This is a genomic window from Micromonospora sp. CA-246542, from assembly GCF_050942905.1.
In the GTDB taxonomy this organism is placed as follows: domain Bacteria; phylum Actinomycetota; class Actinomycetes; order Mycobacteriales; family Micromonosporaceae; genus Micromonospora.
Window position 1 is genome coordinate 5,516,049 of sequence record NZ_CP192040.1, and the last position, 20,487, is coordinate 5,536,535.

Here is a 20,487-nt window from a genome sequence, read left to right on the forward strand (position 1 = left end):
CGTAGGTCAGAGGCTCTGGTCGAGGTGGTCGGCGGGGGCCGACTGGAGCAGCCACGCCAACGGCATCTTCGCGTGCTCCTCGTACGACCCGCCTCCACCCAGCCGGTAGAGGGTGACCGTCTGCGCCCCGTCGCGGTCCACGACCCAGTACTGCGAGATGCCGGCCGACGCGTACTCACGGACCTTGGTCACCGAGTCCATCGCCTCCGAACCCGGCGAGACGATCTCCACTACGAGCGCGACTTCGGTCACCGACGCCCAGACACTGCGGCCCGGCGGCTTGTGCCAGACGCTGAGATCGGGAATCCGGCCACCGTCACCATCCGGGCCGGAGATCCGCACACCGACGGCTTGAAGCACCTGCTCGGCGGGCCAACCAGCCATGATCAGCCAGGCGAAGAGCCGGCTGGCGATCGTGGCGTGTTCCGAATCGGGCGGCGGCATGACCGACAGGACCCCCTCGGGGCTGGTCTCGTAGCGGTGGCCGTTCGGGTCGGCGGAGTTCATCGCCGCCACGTCGTCGAGCGTCACGACGGCGGGCATGTACATGCCTACGGCCTCGGCGCTCATGGCCCACATCCTAACGGCCGGTAGTGGGATCTGCGGCCGCGCGACAGGCGCGGTTACTGTCGAGCCATGCCACTGCGTTCCGACGAGGTCGAGGTGTTCGAGCGCTCCCGGCCCCGCCTGGAGGCGATCGCCTATCGGCTGCTGGGCTCGGCCAGCGACGCCGAGGACGCGGTCCAGGACACGTTCCTGCGCTGGCAGGCCACCGACCGGGAGCGCGTCGAGACGCCCGAGGCCTGGCTGACGAGGGTGCTCACCAACCTGTGCCTGAACCAGCTCACCTCGGCGCGCGCCCGCCGCGAGACCTACGTGGGCACCTGGCTGCCCGAGCCCGTCCTCGCCGGGGATCGGATGCTCGGCCCGGTCGACACCGTCGAGCAGCGTGAATCGGTGTCGATGGCGGTGCTCACCCTCATGGAGCGGCTGTCGCCCAACGAGCGCGCGGTGTACGTGCTGCGCGAGGCGTTCGGCTACCCGCACAGCGAGATCGCCGAGATCCTCGACCTCAGCGAGTCGAACTGCCAGCAGATCTACCGGCGTGCCAAGCAGCACGTCGCCGCCGGCCGGGCGCGCGGCGAGGTGGACGACGCCGCCGCCCGGAAGATCGTCACCGAGTTCCTCACGGCGGCCAACAGCGGCCAGATCCAGCGCCTGGTGGAGTTGTTGACCGGGGACGTGACGAGCATCGGTGACGGCGGCGGCAAGATCCCGGCCCGCACCACGCCGGTCGTCGGCGCGCTGGCGGTGGCGAAGTTCCTGCGCGGCCTCTTCCGCCCCAGCGACGTGAAACGGAACCTGGTGGGCGGCAGCAGCCCCGCCCTCTACGCCGAGGTCGTCAACGGCGGCCCCGCGGTCGTCGTCGTGACCGGCGAGCAGGTCGTCGGTGTCATGTCCCTGGAGATGACCCCCGAGGGAGTCGCGGCGATCCGCGTCCAGGTCAACCCCGACAAACTCGAACGCGTCACCCGCCAGTGGTCCGTCACCGCACACTCGGAGCCACTCCTGCACGTCTGGTGACCCAGGTCATAGCCGTCTTCTGTCAGCAACGGCGTCGCCGCCCGGTTCAGGTAGCGACCATCGCCGAGACAGGAGCGCCGCCATGAAGCACCGCATCGTCGTCCTCGGAGCCGGCTACGCCGGAGCAACCGCCGCCGGCCGCCTCGCCCGCCGGTTGCACCCCGACGACATCGAGATCACCGTTGTCAACGCCGAGGCCGACTTCGTCGAGCGGGTACGCATGCACCAGCTCGCCGCCGGCCAGGACCTCACGCGCCGCGAGCTGAGCCGGGTGTACGCGGGCACCGGCGTGCGGGTCCGCGTCGCCCGGGTCACCGCCGTCGACGTCGACCGCCGGACCGTCGCGCTGACCGACGCGCACGGCAACGACGAGATCGCGTACGACACGCTCGTCTACGCCCTCGGCAGCGCCTCGGCCGACCACGGCGTTCCCGGCGTCGCCGAGCACGCGTACGACCTCGCGGGCCGACCGTCGGCGCTGCGGCTGCGGGACCGTCTCGCCCACCTCGCGGCCGGGCAGCGGGTGCTCGTGGTCGGCGGGGGCCTCACCGGCCTCGAGGCCGTCACCGAGATCGCCGAGGCCCGGCCCGACCTCGACGTCGCGATCGCCGTCCGCGGCGGTCTCGGTGACTGGCTGAACGACAGGGCGCGACAGCACCTGCGGGGCGTCACGAACCGGCTCGGCATCTCGGTGCACGAGCACACCGACGTCGTCCGGGTCGAGCCGGCCGGCGTGGTCACCGCCGACGGCACGACGATCCCGGCCACGGTGACCGTGTGGACGGCCGGCTTCGCCGTCCACCCCATCGCCGCCGCCACCGGTCTGACCGTCGCGGCCACCGGGCAGATCATCGTCGACGACACCATGCGGTCCGTCTCGCACCCGGACGTGTACGCGGTCGGCGACGCCGGACTCGCCGCCGGGCCCGGCGGCAAGCCGCTACGGATGTCGTGCGCCTCGGGAACTCCGATGGCCTGGCAGGCGGCCGACGCCATCGCCGCGCGCCTGACCGGCCGGACGAAGATGCCGAATGCCCCGCTGCGCTACTTCAACCAGTGCATCAGCCTCGGCCGCCGCGACGGCATCATCCAGTACGTGACCGCCGACGACCGGGCCAAGCCGTCCCAGCTGACCGGGCGGCTGGCGGCCCGCTACAAGGAGGTCGTCTGCAAGGGCGCGGCCTGGGGGATCTCCCACCCGATCCCGTACCCGGTGCGCCGCCGCCGGGTCGTCGCGACCCGGACGCGGGCCACCGCCTCGAGGTGACCTCAGGAGAATGTGCGGCGTGCCCACGTCCGGAAGTCGGTCGTGGGCAGGCCGAGCGCCCGGGTGATGTCGGGACGGGCGGGGCTGCCGTTCTCGTTGATCCGCTCGACCGAATTGACCATGGCGGGAAGCAGTCCGCGTTCGACGGCTTCCCGCGGAGTGAGCACGGGCGCGGAGATCGTCCGGCCGGTGACCTCGCTGAGGATCGCGGCCACCTCGGTCATGGTGAGCAGGTCGCCGGCGAGTTCGACGTCCAGGCCGTCGAGCCGTCCCGGGTCCGTGAACGCGATCGCTGCGGCCTCTCCGATGTCGTCGACGGCGACCCAGGGAAGCTGGGTGTCCGCCGCGAAGCCGGTGATGATTGTGCCGCTGGACCAGTCACCGAAGAGGTACGACCAGCCGACGAGGTTCTCCATGAACGTCGAGGGCGCCAGGACGGTCCAGTGCGCGAAGCCACCGGTGCGGACCATCTCGTCGATCGCCGCCTTGCTCTCCCAGTAGTGCCGGTCCCAGCGGCCCTCGGCCCAGCCGGGCTGGCTGCGGTGGAAGTCGCCCGCGCCGGACACGCTGCTGTGTACGACGTGTGCCACGCCGGCCCGGCGGGCGGCCTCGACGACGTTCCGACCGCGCGTCAGCTCGGCGTCGCCCCGCAGGTTCGCCACGTCGGGAAACGGGATCGAGAAGAGGCCGTCCATCCCCTGGGCCGCGGCGAGCAGCGACGCGGGATCGTCCAGGTCGCCCTTGACCAGTTCGGCGCCGCGCGCGGCCAGAGCCTGTGCGCTGTCGGTGGCGACGTCGCGGACCAGGGCACGGACCACGACGCCACGGTCGAGCAGTGCTCGGGCGGTAGCCCCTCCCTGCTTGCCGGTCGCGCCGATGACGAGGACAGCCATGATGCCTCCAAATAAGTGGGGCGTCCCCCCACTTGTCGCCGGCTACGATATGGGGGACCACCCCACTTTGGCAAGGGCGGGCCATGAGAGCCGACGCACAACGCAACTACGACCTCATCGTGAAGGCGGCCGCCGAGGCGATCGCCCGCGATGGCGCGTACGCCTCGCTGGAGGAGATCGCCCGCTCCGCCGGGGTCGGCTCGGCGACCCTGCACCGGCGCTTCCCGTCCCGGTGGTCCCTGCTCCAGGCCGTCTTCCGGACCTGCGTGCAGAACCTCGCCGGTCGCGCCGAGGACCTGCTGGCCGAGCCGGACGCTCTCGCCGCCTTCACCACCTGGTTGCGGGAGGTCACCGTGTACGCCACGACGACCCGTGGGCTCGCGGTGACACTGCTGAACGCGCCACCCGAGGAGAACGAGACCTGCGGCGCGACGCTCAGCGCGGCGGGCGAGAAGCTGTTGCGTCGGGCCGTCGAGCAGGGAACCGTACGCGCGGATGTCGTCATGGCGGACGTGATGACCCTCGCCAACGCCATCTCACTCGCCGCCCAGCCGGCTGACGCCACGAAGGCGGAACGACTCCTGGCCCTCTCCCTGGCGGGAATCCAGCCCCCCGCACGGTGACCGACCTCGCTCCACGATGGAGTGTTCGGGGCCGGCGAGCTTGACTCGATCGTCATGCTGGAAGCCGATGCCCGCGCCCGTACCGTCGTTGGAGGACCCGTGCGCAAGCCAGCCAGGACCGCAGCCGTCCTCGTCGGGCTCGGCGTCGGCGGCGCGGTCGGTCCGGCCCTGGGGCCGGCCGCCCTCTGGTCCGGTGTCGCGGTCGCCGCGATCGGAGTCGCGCTCTCCCTGATCGGCACCGGCGAGTCCCACCTCGTCGAGGACGGCCTGGCCGACCGGGGAGAGGACGACCAGGCCGCCGCCGCTCCGCGACGACGCAAGCGGGAGACGCCGGCCCTCAGCGGCCTGGGTACCCGGGTGGAGCAGATCCTCGACCTCGCCGAGAAGCAGGCCGAGGACCACCGCGCCGTCGCGCGACTCGAGGCGGAGAACATCGTGACCGCCGCGCGGCGGGAGGCGGAGTCGATCCTCAACCGCGCGCACGAACAGGCGGCCGGGATTACCGGTACCCGCTGGGAGCCGCCTTCCTACGGCGTCGGCTCGCCGTAGCGTCCGAAAGGCGGGCGCGCGGGTCCGCGTGCGATGTCACGGGCCGACGATGCTCAGTGGTCAGTGCCGCACAGCGCCGTCTCGACGCTCTCGTTCACCTCGGCGAGCATCTGCTCACCGGTCGGCAGGCCGGTCACGGCGACCACGGCCCCACGGCCGTCGCGGGTCACCAGGTTGCGGGTCTCGAAGCCCTGGATGTCGCCGCCGTGGCCCCAGGCTTCGACGCCGCAGGGCAACTCGTGGCTGGCGATGCCGAGCCCGTACGCGTACTCGCCGGTCGGCTCGAAGCCGGGCGCGGGCACGGTGGTCATCATCGCCTTCTGCTGCGCGGGCTTGAGCAGGCGGCCGTCGACGAGCGCCTGGAAGAAGGTCCGCAACTCGTCGGGCGTGGAGACCAGTTGACCGGCGGCCCAGCCCAGCGACGGGTCCATGTCGGTGACGTCCACCCACGGTGCGCCGGGGGCCACTCCGACGTAGCCGTGCGGGTGCGTACCCCGAAGAGACTGCTCCCCCACCCCCGGCCAGTAGGTGTCGCGCAGGCCGAGTGGCCTGATGATCCGGTTGGTGATCTCCTCGCCGATGGGACGCTCGGTGACCTGCTCGACGATGAGCCCGGCGAGGACGTAGTTCGTGTTGCTGTACTCCCACCTCGCGCCGGGCGCGAAGTGCGGCGCGTTCGTCAGCGCGGCATCCACCAGCCGCCTCGGCTGGTAGTACGAGTGGCTCTTGTCGACGAGGTCCTGTGCCTCGGTGAACAGCACGTCGTCGTAGTCCGGCAGGCCGCTCGTCTGCTGCAACAGCTGACGTACGGTGATCGCGTCGCCGTCGTTGCCGTGACCTCGCACGACTCCGGGCAGGTAGTGCTCGACCGTGGCATCCAGGTCGATGCGCCCCTCCCCCACCAACTGCAGGACGACCACCGCGGTGAAGGTCTTGGTGTTGCTGCCGATGCGGACCTGGCCGTCCCGGGGAACCGGGCGACGCGTCTGGAGGTCGCCGACCCCGGCGGTGTAGTCGCGGACCCGGCCGTCGGCCCCCCGTACGGAGGCGAGGACGCCGGGGAAGCCGCTCTCGCTGACCAGGCCATCCAGTTGCCGTTGCACGGCATCGGGTGGCCCGGCCGGGCGACCGCTGTCGGTGGCGGCGAACGCGGCGGAGCCGGTCAGAATGGTGGCGGCGGCCAGTGTCGCGGCGACCGCCCGCAGGGCTCGGCGGCGCGTGGACGTGACGGCGTACGGCGGCATGACTGCTCCCTGAGGTTCGGAAACGCTTGACGCCATCAAGGGTTCAAGAATTCCGATCCAGGGACGATCCCCCCAGCTGCCCTCCTGCTGGTACAGCCTGCGCTACCGGGCCCACCCGGGTCTGCTCGACCGACCGCACCGGCGCTGGCGAGCGGTATACCTCGGTGGAATGGTCATTCCGCTGAGGTATACCGCTCCGCCAGGATCTTCCCGAGGAAGGTCACCCTCGACGGTCGGCGCGGCGGAGCATCTCCTCCATCTCGGGGTCGGCCATGATCTCCCGGACCTCCTGGGCGCAGCGGCAAGCGGCGGCGAACTTGGCAGCCCACCCGAGCGCCTCCTCGCGGGTTGCCACGTCGACGACCACGAACCCGCCGATGACCTCCTTGGTCTCCGGGTAGAGGCCGTCGGTGACCGACCCGTCCGTGGCCACGATGCCGGCCCGCTGCCGTTGAAGGCCGCCGCCGAACACCCAGACGCCCGCGTCCACGGCCTCCTGGAGCACGGCATGCGCCGCCTTGCCCACCTCGGGCAACTCCTCGGCGGGGATGTGGTCCATCGCGCCGTCGTTGAACGAGATCAGGTACCGCGCCATCTCAGAACTCCTCGTCTCCCGGGCGGCCTTCGCCGACCACCTCCACCCGTACCACGAACGGCCCGACCCCGATTCGACGGCGTGGAGTGACGTCCGTGGCAGCAACTTCGGGGATGTTGCTGTCTCCCGCGTGGCTGAGGCAGCAGCAACATCGGGGATATTGTGCAGATCTTGGCGTCGATCCGACCCCGTCAGCCGGTCTCCCGTACCAGGCGGTACAGGTCCTGGCGCACCGCCGGCCACTCCTCGCCGAGCGCATGCCGCGCGGCGCCCAGCGCGTCGACGCCGGCCTTACCCGCGCCCAGCGCCGCGTGCAGGGCGTGCGCGGCGTCGGCGCCGGCCCGGACGTCACCGACCCGCGCCGTGAGGCGGGCGATCCTCCACCGGGTCTCCGTGTCCACGCTCAGCCCCCGCTCGACGGCCTCGACCGCCTGCCTCGCCAGGTCGTCGTCGCTGAACCGGAGCCGCGTGGTCACCGCCCGTACGGCGTGCGCCACCGCCGCCCGCCGTACCTCATCCGGCGCGGCCCGCAGCCGCGCGTCCAGGTCGGGCTCGTAGTGACCGAAGTTCGACGGCGGCCTGGGGTCGGCCGGGATGTGCGGCAGCCGCACCGTCACCCACGGCCCGGCCTGCGGATCGGCCCCCTCGTCGCTCATCCACTCGGCCGGCAGCCGCACCCCGGTCCGCCGCTCGACGAACGCCATCGCCGCCGACCGCACGTACCCGGTTCCGCGCGCGGCGCGTACGTCGTCCAGGTCGTCGGCGAACGCGGACGGGTCGTCGCCGTGCCGCCGCTCCGGGTCGTTCAGGTCCATCCAGGCGAGCACCCGGCCGTACACCGCGTACGTCAGGCCGCCGTTGCCGTTCACGGTCCACTCGACGGTGTGCACCCGCGTACCGTCGCTGAGCCAGCGCAGCACCTCGGGCCGACTCAACGCGCAGCCATTGTCCTGGAACACCAGCACGTTCGGGCCGACCTGGGCCAGGTCGGCAAGCTCACCCGCCTGCCCGTCACCCGGCTCGACGCGCCTGGCCCGCAGCCGCTTGACGACCCCGTCGACGGTGGCCTCGGCACTCGCCGGCTGCACCACGGCCCAGCTCAGCCCCTCGGCGAGCCAGTCCCGCTCGGAGAGGAAGTCGTCGTAGTACCGCACCGCGTCCGAGACCATCGGAACACGGTACGACGATCATCGACGGCGATGGTGCCCCTGTTCCACCCGGTGATCTCCGGTGATCCCTACGAGGCTCGCAGCGCTTCCAACCGGCTGCCGAGCCGGCCGAGGAAGTCGCGGAACGCCGCCTCTCCGTGCGGCGTCTCGATCTCGTCGGTCAGCGGGCCGTCGTACCGTCCGGCCTGGACGATCGCGTAGGCGTAGGCGTCGGGACCGGCACCGAAGTAGCGGCGCTCGACCATCGCCGTAGCCATCTGGTCGGCCGTGTCGTCGTTCAGTTGAGGGGTGAACATCAACCCGTACAGGATCTGGTTGATGACGCCCTTCCATTCATCAGTGGCCACGCGCGGAAACCTTTCCCGGTCTAGGGCTGCACGTCGTTGGAAAGGTTTATCCGGATCCCCGTGTTGCGGTACCCGGCGCGACGGAAGGCGGCCGCCATGGGCGCGTTGCCCATGTCGGTGGTGGCGGTGATGCGCGACTCCCCGTTGGCCGCGTGAAAGCGGGTGATCTCGGCGAGCACTTCGTCCACGTAGCCGCGCCCGCGGAACTCCGGCACCACCCCGAGATAGCCGACGTTCACGTTGTACGCGGTCGCGGAGGGAATCGCCAAGCCCGCCACCTCCTCGTCGCGCGTGTGGGCGATCCGCCACCACTCCCGCTTGCCCGGCGCCCTGAGATAGAAGTCCATCTCCTCACGCGCGGTCTCGTCGATGCCCTTGGTGGCCAGGTTCGCACGGGTCTGGGCGTCCAGGCTGCCCTCGGCGATTCTCCTGAACACCGCGAGGAACTGCTCGTCGGAGGCCTCGGTGAACCGCAGCCGGCCGGTCAGGGGAGGTACCCCGTCGGCGGGTGCCCACTCGAACTGCAGCCGCTCCACCTCCCGGGTGAGCCCCGCCGCGTGCGCCGCCGCCCGTCGCCACTCGACGGCCGCCGAGGTGGCGGGATCGTCACGCCAGCCACCCGTGACGTTGATCCTGTACTGCACCGGTTGCGGAAACCCGGCCAGCGCGGCCCTCATCAGTTCGGCCGCGACGGCGGAACGGTCGCCCACGGCAGGATTCACGTCGAGGCAGTCGAGCGCGACCGGATGCGGGCTGCCCTTCGGACCCCACCACAACGCCCGCCCCACGACCCGGCCGTCGTGCTCGGCGATCCATGTCCATTCCGGCCGGTACATGCCGTCGGCCAGATCGGCCAGGTAACGGTCGGCGGGAATCCACCCAACGGGCTCGGTTCCGACCCACGCGGTCACGCGATCGAGGTCTGCGGGGGTGCTAGCGCGGTAGGAGATCACGTGCAGAGGCTAGCGATGCCGCGCTGCTGATGAACGCCGCCCAGGCGGCCGGCGCGAAGCTCCAACGCCGATCGCGTCGCTCCCGCGGAGACGCGGACCCGCCCCGTCGCCCGGGAGGCGCTGACCGCCGCGCTGCGAGCCGGCCCGACAACAGCCGACGTGGCCCGCTTGGCTGCCGCCGTCGGACTGTCCCGGCGATAGGTCGCTGTTCGAGTCGCAGAACATCGACGACCGTAGACTGCCCGCCGTGGGATATTCGGTGTGGCCATCGGGCCGTCTGCACCTACCGGAATCGGACGACGCCGCCGCGACGGCCGCCGCCAAAGCCGCCATGGCCGAACAGAGTCGCTGGTACGAGCCCGACATGGGTGAGGTGAATGATCGGCTCGTCGACATCGCGTGCGAGGCCAGGGCCTCGATCACCCGCGACGGGGACTGGATCGAGTTCGATCACGACGACGAGGGCGACCCCAAGTGGTCGAAGCAGGCCATCGCCTTCTACGTCGCGATCGCGCCGTTCGTTCGCTCGGGGGTCGTCCATTTCGAAGGTGAGGACGGCTCCCGCTGGTCCTACGTCTACGCCGACGGACGGATGACCCAACAGGGTTGGCTCGGGTGGGACGGATCGGTCGAGCCGTTCGGCGAGTACGTGGATCCCCCTTCCCCGAAGTAGGGAGGGGCAGAGCCTCGAGGTCTTGCTGCCCTAGCCTGGCCGCTCGCAGAAACCACCGCGTGCCGGAAGCATGGATCCGAGGCGTTCGCTGCCAAGCCAGAGGCGCATGGAAGATCGAATAAGCTGCCCGCGTGACGCGACACGTCCGTGACGCACCGTCCAGCCTGAGTGCCCGGGCTCGCCGCTTCGTGGCAGTCCATGGAGTTTGGCTCGACGTGCCCTCTATCAGTGACTGGCGCGAGCAGTGGGAGGCCAACGGCATTCCGTCGGAAGTCGTCGACCGGGCGGAGAGCTATCAGGCTCGCTGGGGCGGACTCGCCCTACCTCCGTCGTTCAGCTACGACGGAGGGCCGCGAATGCTGCGCGCCGACACACCGGAGTGGGAGAACGACCTCCCCGAGCCGGGCTGGTGGTTCGAGGCAGGACCGCAACGGACGGCGTTGCCGTACTCCTTCCTGATCGGACCTGACGGAGGCTTCGGCATCGCCATGGACAGCTGGGTGCCCCTGCACGTCCGCATCGAAGGCTGGGTCGAGTCACTGGCGCTCGCCCAGTCGGCAGAGCAGATCGCAGAGACGGTTACCAGGCTTTCTGGCGACGCGGTTGCCGACCTTGACCTCTCCGGTATGCGACGCGTGCCAGAGACTGCCGGCATTGTCGACACCTGGTGGCATGGGGCAGGCTCTCTGATCGCGATCTACAACGGCGAAGCGGAGCTGTTCGGACGTCCCGACTATCGGGTTGCGCGCGTCTACTCCGGCAACATCGACATGGAGTGGCTGTAGGAGGCATGGATCCGCGGCGTCCGAGGAGGCTGTCGCCCGTGGCAGAGCGGGATGAGCTCGATGTGGCCCGCCGTCGCTTGCCCGTGGGTGAACACGTCACGGGCCAGGTCGTCCACATACCGAGGCCCGGAGCGATCGGGCTGCTCGTGGACCTGGGCCAGGATGTGGAGGGCTTCGTCGACGTCCTCGTCCTGCCTCACGACCCGGCCGAGTGGCCCTCGGTTGGCGCAGTGCTGACGTTCGAGGTTCTCCAGCACCGGCCAGGTCAGGTGCGTCTCTTCCCACTCGACGCGTCGTTCCGCTCCCGGACCTACCTCCCCACCAACCTCAGCCCCGAGGAGTGGCTGGCCCTCAAGATGCGCTTCCCGACCGGCTCTGCGGTCACCGCCACCGTCACTCACCTCTTCACTTCGAACAGGGAGTACGTGGTGCGGTTCGAAGATTGCTCAGCAGCCCTGGAATGGACCGGCCAGGTCCCGAGGGTTGGCGCCACCGGCAGGTACACGATCACGCGCCACCTGGATCACACTCGACGCGTCGTGCTCACGCCGACCGATTCAATCCAGGATTGATCTGGACGGGGGATCCTTGCGAACCGCCCGCTCATCATCGGCATGACTTGATCAGCTCAGGGCCCGTCCGCGACCGCACTGCATTGCACCGGTGGAGATCTGGAACGGACGCTCGATGTGAGCCTTGCTCGGCGTTGCTAGCGTCGTGGCTAGGTCTGAGGGCGAACAGGTAGGACGGACGCCATGGCCAGCAGCGGAGGTACGGCTAGCTCGGCGAATCGGCCTGCTCGCGCGCCGATGTTCGTGATCGGCAACGTCGTGGCGTTGGCCGCCCTCATCGCGCTGGGGTACCGGCTGAGTACCGACCCGCGGGTCGGGCACGGAGCGGGCGTCATCCGCGTGGTGCTGGCTCCGGGAGCCTTTCTGGTGCTGTCCTGGCTCGTCCGCCTGGTTCAATGGTGGGGTGCCGCTCGTGCTCCCGCGAGGCGCGTCATGGTGACCGCGCATCTGGCACAGGGGAAGCAGCCGGGAAGCGCGGGGCTGGTCACCGCAGCGGCGCACGCGGTAAGCGCCGCCGGCGGGATCAACACCAGCCCCAAGGGATACTCCGTGTGGCTGACGGTGGGCGGCCGGGGCAGGGGCGTCGTCCTGCACCAACGTGTCGTCTGGGAACCGTGGTTGCGCGAGCTGACCAGGTCGCGTCAGGCTACGATCCGGCACGGGCCCGGCGTCAGCGTGGTCGACGTGGCCGGGTACGGGCGGCTCTGGCCGGCGAGTTTCACGCTGCTCCGTCGTCCCTACGGGGTCAGCCTCATTCCGATCCGCAAGGCCCATGAGTTGCCGAAGAGCGGGAGCCTCTCGTACGGCCGTCTGGCCTACCTTTTTCTCGTGTTCCTCGCGCTCGGCCTGGCCGACCTCGTCGGCCACGGTATGTGGGCGCTGCTCGGGTGGTGGGCGGCGTACCTCATCGCCTCAATGGCCGCCATCGGAGCCTGGTTCGGCCTCGTTCCGCCCGGCGTGCGTTGGGAAGCAGCTTCTCGGGGCCACGCCCCGACGACCTCCTGACCACGTACGCGATCGAGCGATCAGGCCGCTGCTGCGGACTGGGGGCGTCGGTCCCGACCTCGACGCTGGCCCGTCCGGACTGTCGGCGGCATGGCTGACCAGAGGGGTACGTGTTGGGGCGGGCGGGACTCGAACCCGCGACCGAGGGATTATGAGATCCAATTACCAGTGCCGGCGACCTGGACACGTCGGGTCTAGCAGCGGGAATCTCTCTCGACATCTCACACCGCTCCCCCGCTGTCCGTCGACCTCTTGCGGACCAGATGCGGACCGCTCTCCCTTTGGTCCGGGGGCCGAAGTCGGTCGACGTCTGGCGGGGTCAGCCGTTTACTCGGCGAAGCGGCTGCCACCCCCACCCGGTGAGCTTGGCCAGCACCGCCTCCCACGCAGCCGCGGTCAACTCCCGGGCGTGTTCGTCGCACAGCACCAACCGGACCGCGAGGTCCTGGACGGAGAGTTCGAGCTTGATCCCCTTCTGGTACTGCTCGATCCCATCCAGCGGTTCGTCGGTCCACGCCTGTCCACGCGTCGCCGAACGATGACAGCCATTCACCACGCAAGCCAGCATCAGACGATGCTCTCCCGCCGGCAAGACGGTCACCATCCAGGTCACCGACACCAAGCTGGCCATCGCCTGCGACGACGGCACTCGCATCAGACGACGGCACCCGCATCGTCCGACGCACCACCAGCCGGTCCGGAACCTGAATGCCAGCCAACCCCGCAAAGCGGCTGCCGGTGTCTAGGGCATCCGCAGCGCGCGGGCCACCTTCCGCTGCACCACCCGCAACAGCTTGATCGTCTCCTCATCGGAAAGCCCAGTGGTGATCGACCAATCCCAGCCAGAACCCACCACGTCGCTCGCGAAGACGATCTCAGTGGCCAGCACCGCCCTTCGCCACTGCGACCTCGTCAACGGCTCCCCGTGGTCCAGCGCCTCTCGCAGCCTGCGTCCCTCGCCTCGCCACAGGTCCTCCTTGCTGACGAAACCCATTGCCCGTGCGAGGTCATCCGTTGGATTGGCGGGTCCGCCCCACTCACCCAATCCTCGGCTCAACAGGAACCGCTCGTCTGCGGTGAGTTCGACCGCTACAAGGTCAGAAGCGCTCATGGGCACGATTCTGAGGCACAGCCCTACAGGGACTCACTCCGCAGGCCACATCCAGCAATGGTGGGATTAGACAAGGTGTCTGACCGACTGTCCTCCGTCGTCTGAGGTGCGACAGTCGTCCGCCAACTGATCCGCGACGTCAGCGCGGATGGTGGCAGGACAGACACTTCTGGGCCAGCCCGGTAAGCGCCGATCGCGTACCTTGCACCCATGCCAGTGCGAGCCCCCGACACGACGCAGGAGGCGGCGGTCCCTCCCCCACCACATCGCCGCCTCCCCACGGTTGCGTTCTCTCTGGCGCTGGTCGCCGTAGGGCTGATCGGCGGCTTCGGGGCGGCCAAGCTCGGCGACGAACCGCACACTGCCAAGGCGGAGCTGCTCGTCGGGACGGTCACCTGGTCGAACGACGAGACCAGGTCCATCGCGTTTGCCGAAGACGGGGCGCTCCGGAACCCTCTCGATGGCGACACGATCTACTCCGTGATCGCCGAGAGCTGGCAGGACGCGCGCGGGACACTGCACAACGACGGCACGTATCCCACCTGCCTGGTCGGCGAGGAGAACGAGCCCGCCTCAGCGGACCGGCGCCGTGTCGAACTTGAGGTCCTACACCGAGACACGGGCGGCGATCAGCCACAGCACATCGCCGTTCACGTCCACTGCCTCGATTGATGGCATCGGACCTCGATGCGGCTCGCCTGGTTCGTCGAAAGCATGGCCGACCAGAGGTAAGTGGTGGGGCGGGCGGGACTCGAACCCGCGACCGAGGGATTATGAGTCCCCTGCTCTAACCGGCTGAGCTACCGCCCCGGAACCGCGCGGATCTTATCCCGCCCGGTGGATCACGGGCCAGCGCCGATGCGGCCCCGTCCCATCACCGCCGCCGTCGCCACAGCAGCACGATGGGCAACGCGAGGATAACAGTGAGCAGCCAGCCTGCCACGACGACGCCCCAGAGCCACTCTTCGCCCGGCTCGGTGCCGGCGGCGACCATGACGTAGGTCACCAGGAGGCTCACGGCACCCGCCACGAGGACGGCGACGCCGCTGACCACGATCATCGCGACCTCCCACCAGGGGCGGTCGCCGGGCGCACGGGCCGGCTTCTCCGGCGCGGAGGGCTGCGGGATCTCGTCCGGCGTACGTGCCGGCATGCTGATGTGCCGGTCGGCCGGCACCTGGGCGTCGATGACCGGGAGCGCCGCCGGGTGCAGGTGGAACATCGTCGGCTCGATGTGCAGCACGATGGCGTCCGCGCCGATCAGTTGCCGTGCTCCGTCGGGCCAGGTGAGCATGGCGGCGCAGTCGGCGTAGCGGACGGTCAGCGGCTTGTCGCCCTGGAGCAGCGTCACCCCGTCGACGCCGATCCGCAGGGCGGCGTTGCCCTCCTTCGCCGAGTAGCCGGTGCCTTCCAGGACCTCCGTGGAGTGAGTGGGCGCGGCGACGAAGCCGGCCCAGTCGGCGGTGAGCCCTCGCGGCACCATGAGCAGCGCGGAGCCCATCACCTCGCCGGCGACCTCGTGCAGGTCGGCCAGGTTGACGGCCTTCAACTCGGCCCGGTGCTCGTCGATGGTGAGGTTGGGCTCCCCGGTGAGCACGTTCAGGGCGTACCCGGGAAGTCGCGCGGCATCGACCTCGGCGGTGCCGAGCAGATCCTCGCGCTTGGCCACGGTGGCGTCCAGGTCAGCCTGCTCGATCCGGCCGACCCGCAGCTTGGCGAGCACGTCGACGAAGCCGCCGAGAACAGCGTCCTGCTTCTCCGCCAGCGCGTCGGCGAGCGCCCGCAGCGTGGCGTTGCCGTCGCCGCGCGGGTCGTACCCGGTGGTGGCGGTGTAGGAGAGACCGGATTCCTGGCGCAGCGACCGGTACAGCTCCCGTTCGAGCACACCGGCGAAGACGGCCGCGGCGGCGCTGCGCCGCACCACGGCGTCGAGCACCACGGCCCGGGCGCCGTGCACGAAGTACGCGGGGGTCTGCGGCAGCGCCGACGAGACCGCCGGGACCGGCTGGCGTACCCCGGTCGGCAGCGGCAGCCGGAGCCCCGCGGGCACGCGGTCGCCGCAGATCCACAGCACCGCGTTCTCCCGGGTGAACCAGCGGGCCGTCCACTCGCGCAGGTCGTCGGCGGTCAGCGCGCCCAGGCCCCACTCCGGGTAGCTGCTGAGACCGAAGTCGCGGGCCCCGTGTCGCCACAGCGGGATGTCGTCGATCGCGGCGGCGCCCCGGCTGCTCCACTCGGTACGCAGGATGTCCTTCTCGACGTCGAGTCGCGCGACCGGCAGGTCGGACAGGTGCCCGCAGACGGCGGTCAGGAACGCCGCGATGTCGGTCTCGGAGCCCTGCGTGTGGAACATGGTGAACGCCGGCGCGGTCACGCCGTTGACGTGGTAGTCGGCCAGGCCGAGCGGCGCGAGCGCGAGGTGCTCGATGAGGTGGGTGGTGCCGGCGCGGGCGAGGGTCTCGTCGGCGGTGCCGACCCGGAAGGTCAGCCCGGCGCGCATCGGCCCACCGGTGGGGGCGAGCAGCGTGGGCACCCCGTCCACGTCCAGGTGCTGGATCACGACTGGCCACCCTTCGCGTACGCCTTCGCGCGGTACTTCGTGTAGCCCTCGGCGTCGTCCGCGTACGTCCAGGGGAATTCCGAGCCGAGGTTGCCGAGCGCTCTGAACTGGCTGGCCGCCGCGGACCACTGCTCGGTGAGGCTGAACACCAGCGCGAACGACGAGCGGACCCAGACCCAGCCGGGCCGGTCGACGAAGTCCGGGTGCAGCACGGACCGCTGCCCGGCCTGCATGATCTCGTCCACGACGGGGGCGCTGCGCACGTACGCGGCGCGTTCCCGCTCGGTGTCGAAGTCGAGCCAGCGTTCCAGGTGCGCCTCGGCGAGCACCACGGCGTTGGGCGCGCCGGCGGGCGCGGCCTGCGCGCACTCGCGGGCGAAGGCGAAGGCGCGGTCCCAGTCGCCGCTCCACTTCGGGCAGAGCTGCTGCAACAGCGTCGCCTGGGCGGGCGCGTGGTGGGGGTGGTGCTGGGCGAGTCGGTCGTAGCGGCGACGCGCCTCGTTCTGGCCCAGTTGCAGACCCCGGGCGATGGTGATGCGCTGGGTCCAGGCGGCCGCGTCGTCGGGGTGCCGGGCGGTGACGTCGATGAGGACCCGTTCGGCGCGACGCAGATGGTCGTGGAACTGGTCGAACTGCTCCCGGCTGACGTACCGGGCCCGGTAGCCGCTGCGGATCCGCCAGCCGGCGCGGATGAGGTGGTTGCCGAGCAACGTCCCCGCGAGCTGGTCGGTGGGGTCCGCGTCGTACACCTGGCGCAGGAACGACTCGGTCCCGACCTTGTCGCCGGCCGCGGCGACGAGCAGCGTGCGGCCGTCCGGGTCGCGGTCCGCGAACACCGCCCGCACCGCGGGCCAGTCGGCGGCGTCGAGCGCCTTGTGCAGGTCACTGACCTCGGGGTACGCGTCGGCGACGTCGAAGGTGGGCGCCGGGAGGGTGGCGGGCATGGCGGCGATCATAGGTGATCATTTACGGCTGCGGTGTCCTCTTTCGAGGCGCGGGGTCAGCCGGCGCGCAGCTCCTCCAGCACTGCGCCGGCGGCACGCCAACCGCTGGCGAGAGCGCCCTGGATCGATGGGCTGTCCCGGTGGTCACCGGCCACGAACAGCCCCTGCCCGAGCGCGACCGGCTTGCGCAGCCGTCCCTGCGGGGGTGGGGCGGCGGGCAGCGCGTCCGGTACGGACACGGTGGTGAGGTGCGTCCAGTCGGCGGTGGATCGTCCGTACAGCCGGGTCAACTCGGCCCGGATGGTCGGTTCGGGCGGGGCCGTCGGGCCGACCACCGAGGTGGCCACGAGGTGCCGGCCGGCCGGGGCGTAGGTCGGCACGGCGTTGCTGAGCACCACCGTGTTCGCCACGATCTCCCGACGGTCACCGTCGACGAGCAGGATCGGCTCGCGGAGCGGTGGTTCGGGAGCGCTGTGGTAGTACGTCGTGTAGCTGTGCATCCGTACCGTCGTCAGAGCCGGCAGCAGCGCGGCCGCGGCGGGCGGATCGACGGCGACCACGACGGCCCGGCATCTGATGTCGCCGGCCTGCGTGCGGACCAGGCCGGGCGCGACCTGCGCGACCGGGGTGTCCAGGTCGAGCAGGTCGACCGGGAGCGGGTCGGCGATGGCCCGGGGCAGCGCGGCCATCCCCTCGGCGGGCAGACCGATGCGGCCCCGGGCGAACGAGCGCAGCACCATCGCGAACACGTGGCTGGAGGTCACCAACTCCCGGTCGATGAACACACCGGACAGGAACGGCCGCAGCAACTCCTCGATGATCGCGTCGGAGAGACCGGCCCGGCGCAGCGCCGTCTCCGTGGTGGTCTCCGACGCGGCGAGCAGGCGGGACGCCGGCAGGGTGGCGGCACCGGTGGCGAGCGCGGCGAAGCGGATCCGGTCGAGCAACGAACCGACGCCGGCGAGGGCGGTACGCGGGCCGCCGGTCGGCTCACGCAGCGGGTTGACCAGCCGCAGCAGGTCGTCGCCCCGACGGACCAGCACGCCGGAGGTGAAGTATCCGAGGTTCAGGCGGTCCGTGTCGAGCAGCGTGCCGAGCTTCGGGTAGGCGGTGTTGAGCACCTGGAAACCACGGTCGATCAGGTACCCGTCGACGACGTCGGTGGCGACCCGACCCCCGAGCCGGCCACCGGCCTCCAGCAGCCGCCAGGGCACGCCCGCGCGGTGCAGCCGGCGGGCGGCGGCGAGGCCCGCCAGGCCACCGCCGACGACCACCACGTCGGTCTCAGCCAGCATCGCGCGCCTCCCGCTCGCCGTTCGTCCGGGACAACCGGCCCGGCCACCAGATCTTCGGCCCGATGTCGTACGTCAGCGCGGGCACCAGCAGCGACCGGACGATGATCGTGTCGATCAGTACCCCGATCGCGACCGCCGTACCCAGCTCGACAAGCACCACCAGCGGCAGCACGGCGAGGGCGGAGAACGTCGCGGCGAGCACGATGCCGGCGGACGTGATCACCCCGCCGGTGACGGCGAGGCCGGCGAGCACACCGGCCCGGGTACCCCGCTTGACCGACTCCTCGCGGACCCGGCTCATCAGGAAGATGTTGTAGTCGATGCCGAGCGCGACGAGGAACACGAACGCGAACAGCGGAAACGAGGAGTCCACGCCGGGAAAGCCGAAGACGTGGCGGAACAGCAGCGCGCACAGGCCGAGGGTGGCCGCGAAGCTGAGCAGCACCGTGCCGATGAGCAGCAGCGGCGCGAGGAGGGCGCGCAGCAGCAGGGCCAGGATCACCGCGATGACCACCAGCACCACCGGGATGATGACATTCTGGTCGCGCTTCGCGGCGTCCGAGGTGTCCACGTTGATCGCGGTGAAGCCGCCGACCACGGCGTTCGCGTCGGGCACCCGGTGTACGGCCTCCCGCAGGTCGCGGATGGTCCGCTCGGCACCGTCACTGTCCGGTGGGTCGGTCAGGGTCGCCTCCAGTTGCACCCGACCGTCGACGACCTTCGGGGCGGCGTTGCGGTCGGGCGGGCCGCCCTGTTGGCCGCCGCCGAACGGGCGGACGGCCGCCACCCCCGGCACGCCCTGCGCCACCTGTGCCACCCGCTGCGCGGACTGCTCGGTGGTGAAGATGGTGGCCGGGCTGCCGGTGCCGGCCGGGTAGTGCCGGGCGATCACCTCCTGACCGTCCACCGAGTCGGTGCGCTGGGTGAACAGGTCGGACTGACCGAGGATGGTCGCGCCGAGCTGGGTGAGGCCGAGCGTCAGCACCGCCAGCACGACGGCCGTGCTCAGCCAGATCGGTCGGGCGTGCCGGGCCACGAAGCCGGCGATCCGGCTCCAGATGCCGTGCTCGGCCTGCGGGTCGGCCTGGTCCACCCGGGGACGTCGGGGCCAGAACGCCCACCGACCGCCCAGCACCAGCAGCGCGGGCAGGAAGGTGAGCATCACCAGCAGCGTGGCGGCGATGCCGATGGCGGCGACCGGCCCGAGCGCCCGGTTGGAGTTCAGGCTGGACAGCAGCAGGCAGAGCAGGCTGACGATGACCGTGCCGCCGGACGCGATGATGGCCGGCGCCGCACCCCGCCACGCGGCACGCATCGCGCCCCACGGGCGGTCGTGCCGGTGCAGCTCCTCCCGGTAGCGGGCGATCAGCAGCAGCGCGTAGTCGGTGCCCGCGCCGAAGACCAGCACGGTGAGGATGCCCTGCGCCTGCCCGTTGAGTTTGAGGACGTCGGCGTCGGCGAGCAGGTAGACGAAGACCGCGGCGAGGGCGTACGACATCCCCGCGGCCAGCAGGGGGAAGACCCACAGGACCGGGCTGCGGTAGACGATCAGCAGGATGACCAGCACCACGACGAGCGTGACGAGCAGCAGCGGCCCGTCGATGGCGGAGAAGACCTCGATCAGGTCGGCGAGCAGACCGGCCGGGCCCGCGACGTCCACGGTTAGACCGTCCCGGTCGCCCCCGGCGATGTCGCGCACCTGTCGGACGACCGCGCCGATCTGCTCACCCTCGGCGTCGTCCACCGGCACGACGACCTGTAGCGCCTGGCCGTCCTCGCTGGGAATCGGCGGGGGCAGCGGCGTGACCACGCCGGGCACCTGGGCGAAGCGGGCCGCGTCGGCGGCGACCCGCTGCCGGTCGGCGTCGGTGATCCCCGACGACCGCTCGTAGACGACCAGCGCCGGAGTGGTCGGCCGGTCGACGAACCCACCGGCGAGATCCTGGGCACGGGTCGCCTCGGCGTCGGTGGGCAGGAAGGCGGCGTTGTCGTTGGTGGAGACCTCACCGAGCCGTCCGGCGTACGGGCCGGCCACTGCGCCGATCACCAACCAGGCCAGTACGACCACCACCGCGACCAGCGTGGCCCGGCCGAAGCCCCCTCGTCCGGACATTCGCGCTCACTCCAAGAATCGACGCAACAATCGACGCAGCGGGAGTCCAGGTCGACATCGTCATCCTGCCGGTCCCACGAGTCCCAAGCGGGCCGAACCTCTCATTCCGCCTCGCGCCTCGCGCCTCGCGCCCCGCGCCCCGCGCCCCGCGCCCCGCGCCCCGCGCCCCGCGCCCCGCGCCCCGCGCCCCGCGCCCCGCGCCCCG

General features: G+C 70.9%; 22 protein-coding genes and 1 tRNA gene. 9 read left to right on the forward strand and 14 right to left on the reverse strand.

Annotation, left to right across the window (positions count from 1 at the left end; all coding sequences use genetic code 11):
• Positions 1 to 6: 6 nt before the first annotated feature.
• Positions 7 to 570, reverse strand: a complete 564-nt coding sequence (locus tag ACQP0N_RS25475; RefSeq protein WP_433114673.1) for a Uma2 family endonuclease — start codon at positions 568 to 570, stop codon at positions 7 to 9.
• 66 nt (positions 571 to 636) lie between these two features.
• Between ACQP0N_RS25475 and ACQP0N_RS25480 the strand changes: the two genes are divergently transcribed.
• Together ACQP0N_RS25480 and ACQP0N_RS25485 are read left to right on the forward strand one after the other, a co-directional pair.
• Entirely contained in the window at positions 637 to 1,584 is a 948-nt protein-coding gene (locus ACQP0N_RS25480; protein WP_433114675.1) for an RNA polymerase sigma-70 factor, read from the forward strand.
• Between the two features lie 82 nt (positions 1,585 to 1,666).
• The gene (locus ACQP0N_RS25485) at positions 1,667 to 2,851 is read left to right on the forward strand and encodes an NAD(P)/FAD-dependent oxidoreductase (protein ID WP_433114677.1); all 1,185 of its coding nucleotides are present in this window, start codon (positions 1,667 to 1,669) and stop codon (positions 2,849 to 2,851) included.
• Positions 2,852 to 2,853: 2 nt separating this feature from the next.
• Here ACQP0N_RS25485 and ACQP0N_RS25490 read toward each other — a convergent pair whose 3' ends face one another.
• Complete coding sequence (locus ACQP0N_RS25490) at positions 2,854 to 3,744, reverse strand: NmrA/HSCARG family protein (protein WP_433114679.1); 891 nt, start codon at positions 3,742 to 3,744, stop codon at positions 2,854 to 2,856.
• 83 nt (positions 3,745 to 3,827) lie between these two features.
• On the opposite strand from ACQP0N_RS25490, the gene ACQP0N_RS25495 reads away from it, so the two are divergent.
• Together ACQP0N_RS25495 and ACQP0N_RS25500 are read left to right on the forward strand one after the other, a co-directional pair.
• On the forward strand, positions 3,828 to 4,367 hold the full coding sequence (locus tag ACQP0N_RS25495) for a TetR/AcrR family transcriptional regulator (RefSeq protein ID WP_433114681.1): 540 nt from the start codon (positions 3,828 to 3,830) through the stop codon (positions 4,365 to 4,367).
• A 99-nt stretch (positions 4,368 to 4,466) separates the two neighbouring features.
• Positions 4,467 to 4,916: a DivIVA domain-containing protein gene (locus ACQP0N_RS25500; protein ID WP_433114683.1), complete on the forward strand. Its 450-nt coding sequence runs from the start codon at positions 4,467 to 4,469 to the stop codon at positions 4,914 to 4,916.
• A gap of 53 nt (positions 4,917 to 4,969) precedes the next feature.
• Here ACQP0N_RS25500 and ACQP0N_RS25505 read toward each other — a convergent pair whose 3' ends face one another.
• From ACQP0N_RS25505 to ACQP0N_RS25525, 5 genes are all read right to left on the reverse strand, one after another.
• Entirely contained in the window at positions 4,970 to 6,160 is a 1,191-nt protein-coding gene (locus tag ACQP0N_RS25505; protein WP_433114685.1) for a serine hydrolase domain-containing protein, read from the reverse strand.
• Positions 6,161 to 6,380: 220 nt separating this feature from the next.
• Positions 6,381 to 6,755: a YciI family protein gene (locus tag ACQP0N_RS25510; RefSeq protein ID WP_433114687.1), complete on the reverse strand. Its 375-nt coding sequence runs from the start codon at positions 6,753 to 6,755 to the stop codon at positions 6,381 to 6,383.
• Positions 6,756 to 6,946: 191 nt separating this feature from the next.
• Positions 6,947 to 7,924, reverse strand: coding sequence for a DUF6461 domain-containing protein (locus ACQP0N_RS25515; RefSeq protein WP_433114689.1), 978 nt, complete (start codon positions 7,922 to 7,924; stop codon positions 6,947 to 6,949).
• Between the two features lie 68 nt (positions 7,925 to 7,992).
• The gene (locus tag ACQP0N_RS25520; protein ID WP_433114691.1) at positions 7,993 to 8,271 is read right to left on the reverse strand and encodes a hypothetical protein; all 279 of its coding nucleotides are present in this window, start codon (positions 8,269 to 8,271) and stop codon (positions 7,993 to 7,995) included.
• Positions 8,272 to 8,291: 20 nt separating this feature from the next.
• Positions 8,292 to 9,224, reverse strand: a complete 933-nt coding sequence (locus ACQP0N_RS25525) for a GNAT family N-acetyltransferase (protein WP_433114693.1) — start codon at positions 9,222 to 9,224, stop codon at positions 8,292 to 8,294.
• Between the two features lie 247 nt (positions 9,225 to 9,471).
• On the opposite strand from ACQP0N_RS25525, the gene ACQP0N_RS25530 reads away from it, so the two are divergent.
• From ACQP0N_RS25530 to ACQP0N_RS25545, 4 genes are all read left to right on the forward strand, one after another.
• Complete coding sequence (locus ACQP0N_RS25530; protein WP_433114695.1) at positions 9,472 to 9,897, forward strand: hypothetical protein; 426 nt, start codon at positions 9,472 to 9,474, stop codon at positions 9,895 to 9,897.
• Between the two features lie 131 nt (positions 9,898 to 10,028).
• Entirely contained in the window at positions 10,029 to 10,682 is a 654-nt protein-coding gene (locus ACQP0N_RS25535) for a hypothetical protein (protein ID WP_433114697.1), read from the forward strand.
• 38 nt (positions 10,683 to 10,720) lie between these two features.
• Positions 10,721 to 11,254, forward strand: a complete 534-nt coding sequence (locus tag ACQP0N_RS25540; RefSeq protein WP_433114699.1) for a hypothetical protein — start codon at positions 10,721 to 10,723, stop codon at positions 11,252 to 11,254.
• 183 nt (positions 11,255 to 11,437) lie between these two features.
• Positions 11,438 to 12,259, forward strand: coding sequence for a hypothetical protein (locus tag ACQP0N_RS25545; RefSeq protein ID WP_433114701.1), 822 nt, complete (start codon positions 11,438 to 11,440; stop codon positions 12,257 to 12,259).
• 319 nt (positions 12,260 to 12,578) lie between these two features.
• On the opposite strand, the gene ACQP0N_RS25550 is transcribed toward ACQP0N_RS25545, so the two are convergent.
• Positions 12,579 to 12,872, reverse strand: coding sequence for a hypothetical protein (locus tag ACQP0N_RS25550; RefSeq protein WP_433114703.1), 294 nt, complete (start codon positions 12,870 to 12,872; stop codon positions 12,579 to 12,581).
• Positions 12,873 to 13,001: 129 nt separating this feature from the next.
• Complete coding sequence (locus tag ACQP0N_RS25555; RefSeq protein WP_433114705.1) at positions 13,002 to 13,370, reverse strand: hypothetical protein; 369 nt, start codon at positions 13,368 to 13,370, stop codon at positions 13,002 to 13,004.
• Between the two features lie 210 nt (positions 13,371 to 13,580).
• Between ACQP0N_RS25555 and ACQP0N_RS25560 the strand changes: the two genes are divergently transcribed.
• The gene (locus ACQP0N_RS25560) at positions 13,581 to 14,042 is read left to right on the forward strand and encodes a hypothetical protein (RefSeq protein ID WP_433114707.1); all 462 of its coding nucleotides are present in this window, start codon (positions 13,581 to 13,583) and stop codon (positions 14,040 to 14,042) included.
• Positions 14,043 to 14,103: 61 nt separating this feature from the next.
• Here the strand turns inward: ACQP0N_RS25560 and ACQP0N_RS25565 are convergent.
• The 5 genes from ACQP0N_RS25565 to ACQP0N_RS25585 all read right to left on the reverse strand — a co-directional run bounded on the left by ACQP0N_RS25565 (position 14,104) and on the right by ACQP0N_RS25585 (position 20,282).
• Positions 14,104 to 14,180: transfer RNA gene (locus tag ACQP0N_RS25565), tRNA-Ile, on the reverse strand.
• Between the two features lie 64 nt (positions 14,181 to 14,244).
• On the reverse strand, positions 14,245 to 15,930 hold the full coding sequence (locus ACQP0N_RS25570) for an insulinase family protein (RefSeq protein WP_433114709.1): 1,686 nt from the start codon (positions 15,928 to 15,930) through the stop codon (positions 14,245 to 14,247).
• Entirely contained in the window at positions 15,927 to 16,874 is a 948-nt protein-coding gene (locus tag ACQP0N_RS25575) for a hypothetical protein (protein WP_433114711.1), read from the reverse strand. The genes ACQP0N_RS25570 and ACQP0N_RS25575 overlap by 4 nt, the downstream gene beginning before the upstream one ends.
• A gap of 56 nt (positions 16,875 to 16,930) precedes the next feature.
• Complete coding sequence (locus tag ACQP0N_RS25580) at positions 16,931 to 18,169, reverse strand: FAD-dependent oxidoreductase (protein WP_433114712.1); 1,239 nt, start codon at positions 18,167 to 18,169, stop codon at positions 16,931 to 16,933.
• The gene (locus ACQP0N_RS25585; RefSeq protein WP_433114714.1) at positions 18,159 to 20,282 is read right to left on the reverse strand and encodes an MMPL family transporter; all 2,124 of its coding nucleotides are present in this window, start codon (positions 20,280 to 20,282) and stop codon (positions 18,159 to 18,161) included. Before ACQP0N_RS25585 ends, ACQP0N_RS25580 begins: the two co-directional genes overlap by 11 nt.
• Positions 20,283 to 20,487 lie beyond the last annotated feature (205 nt).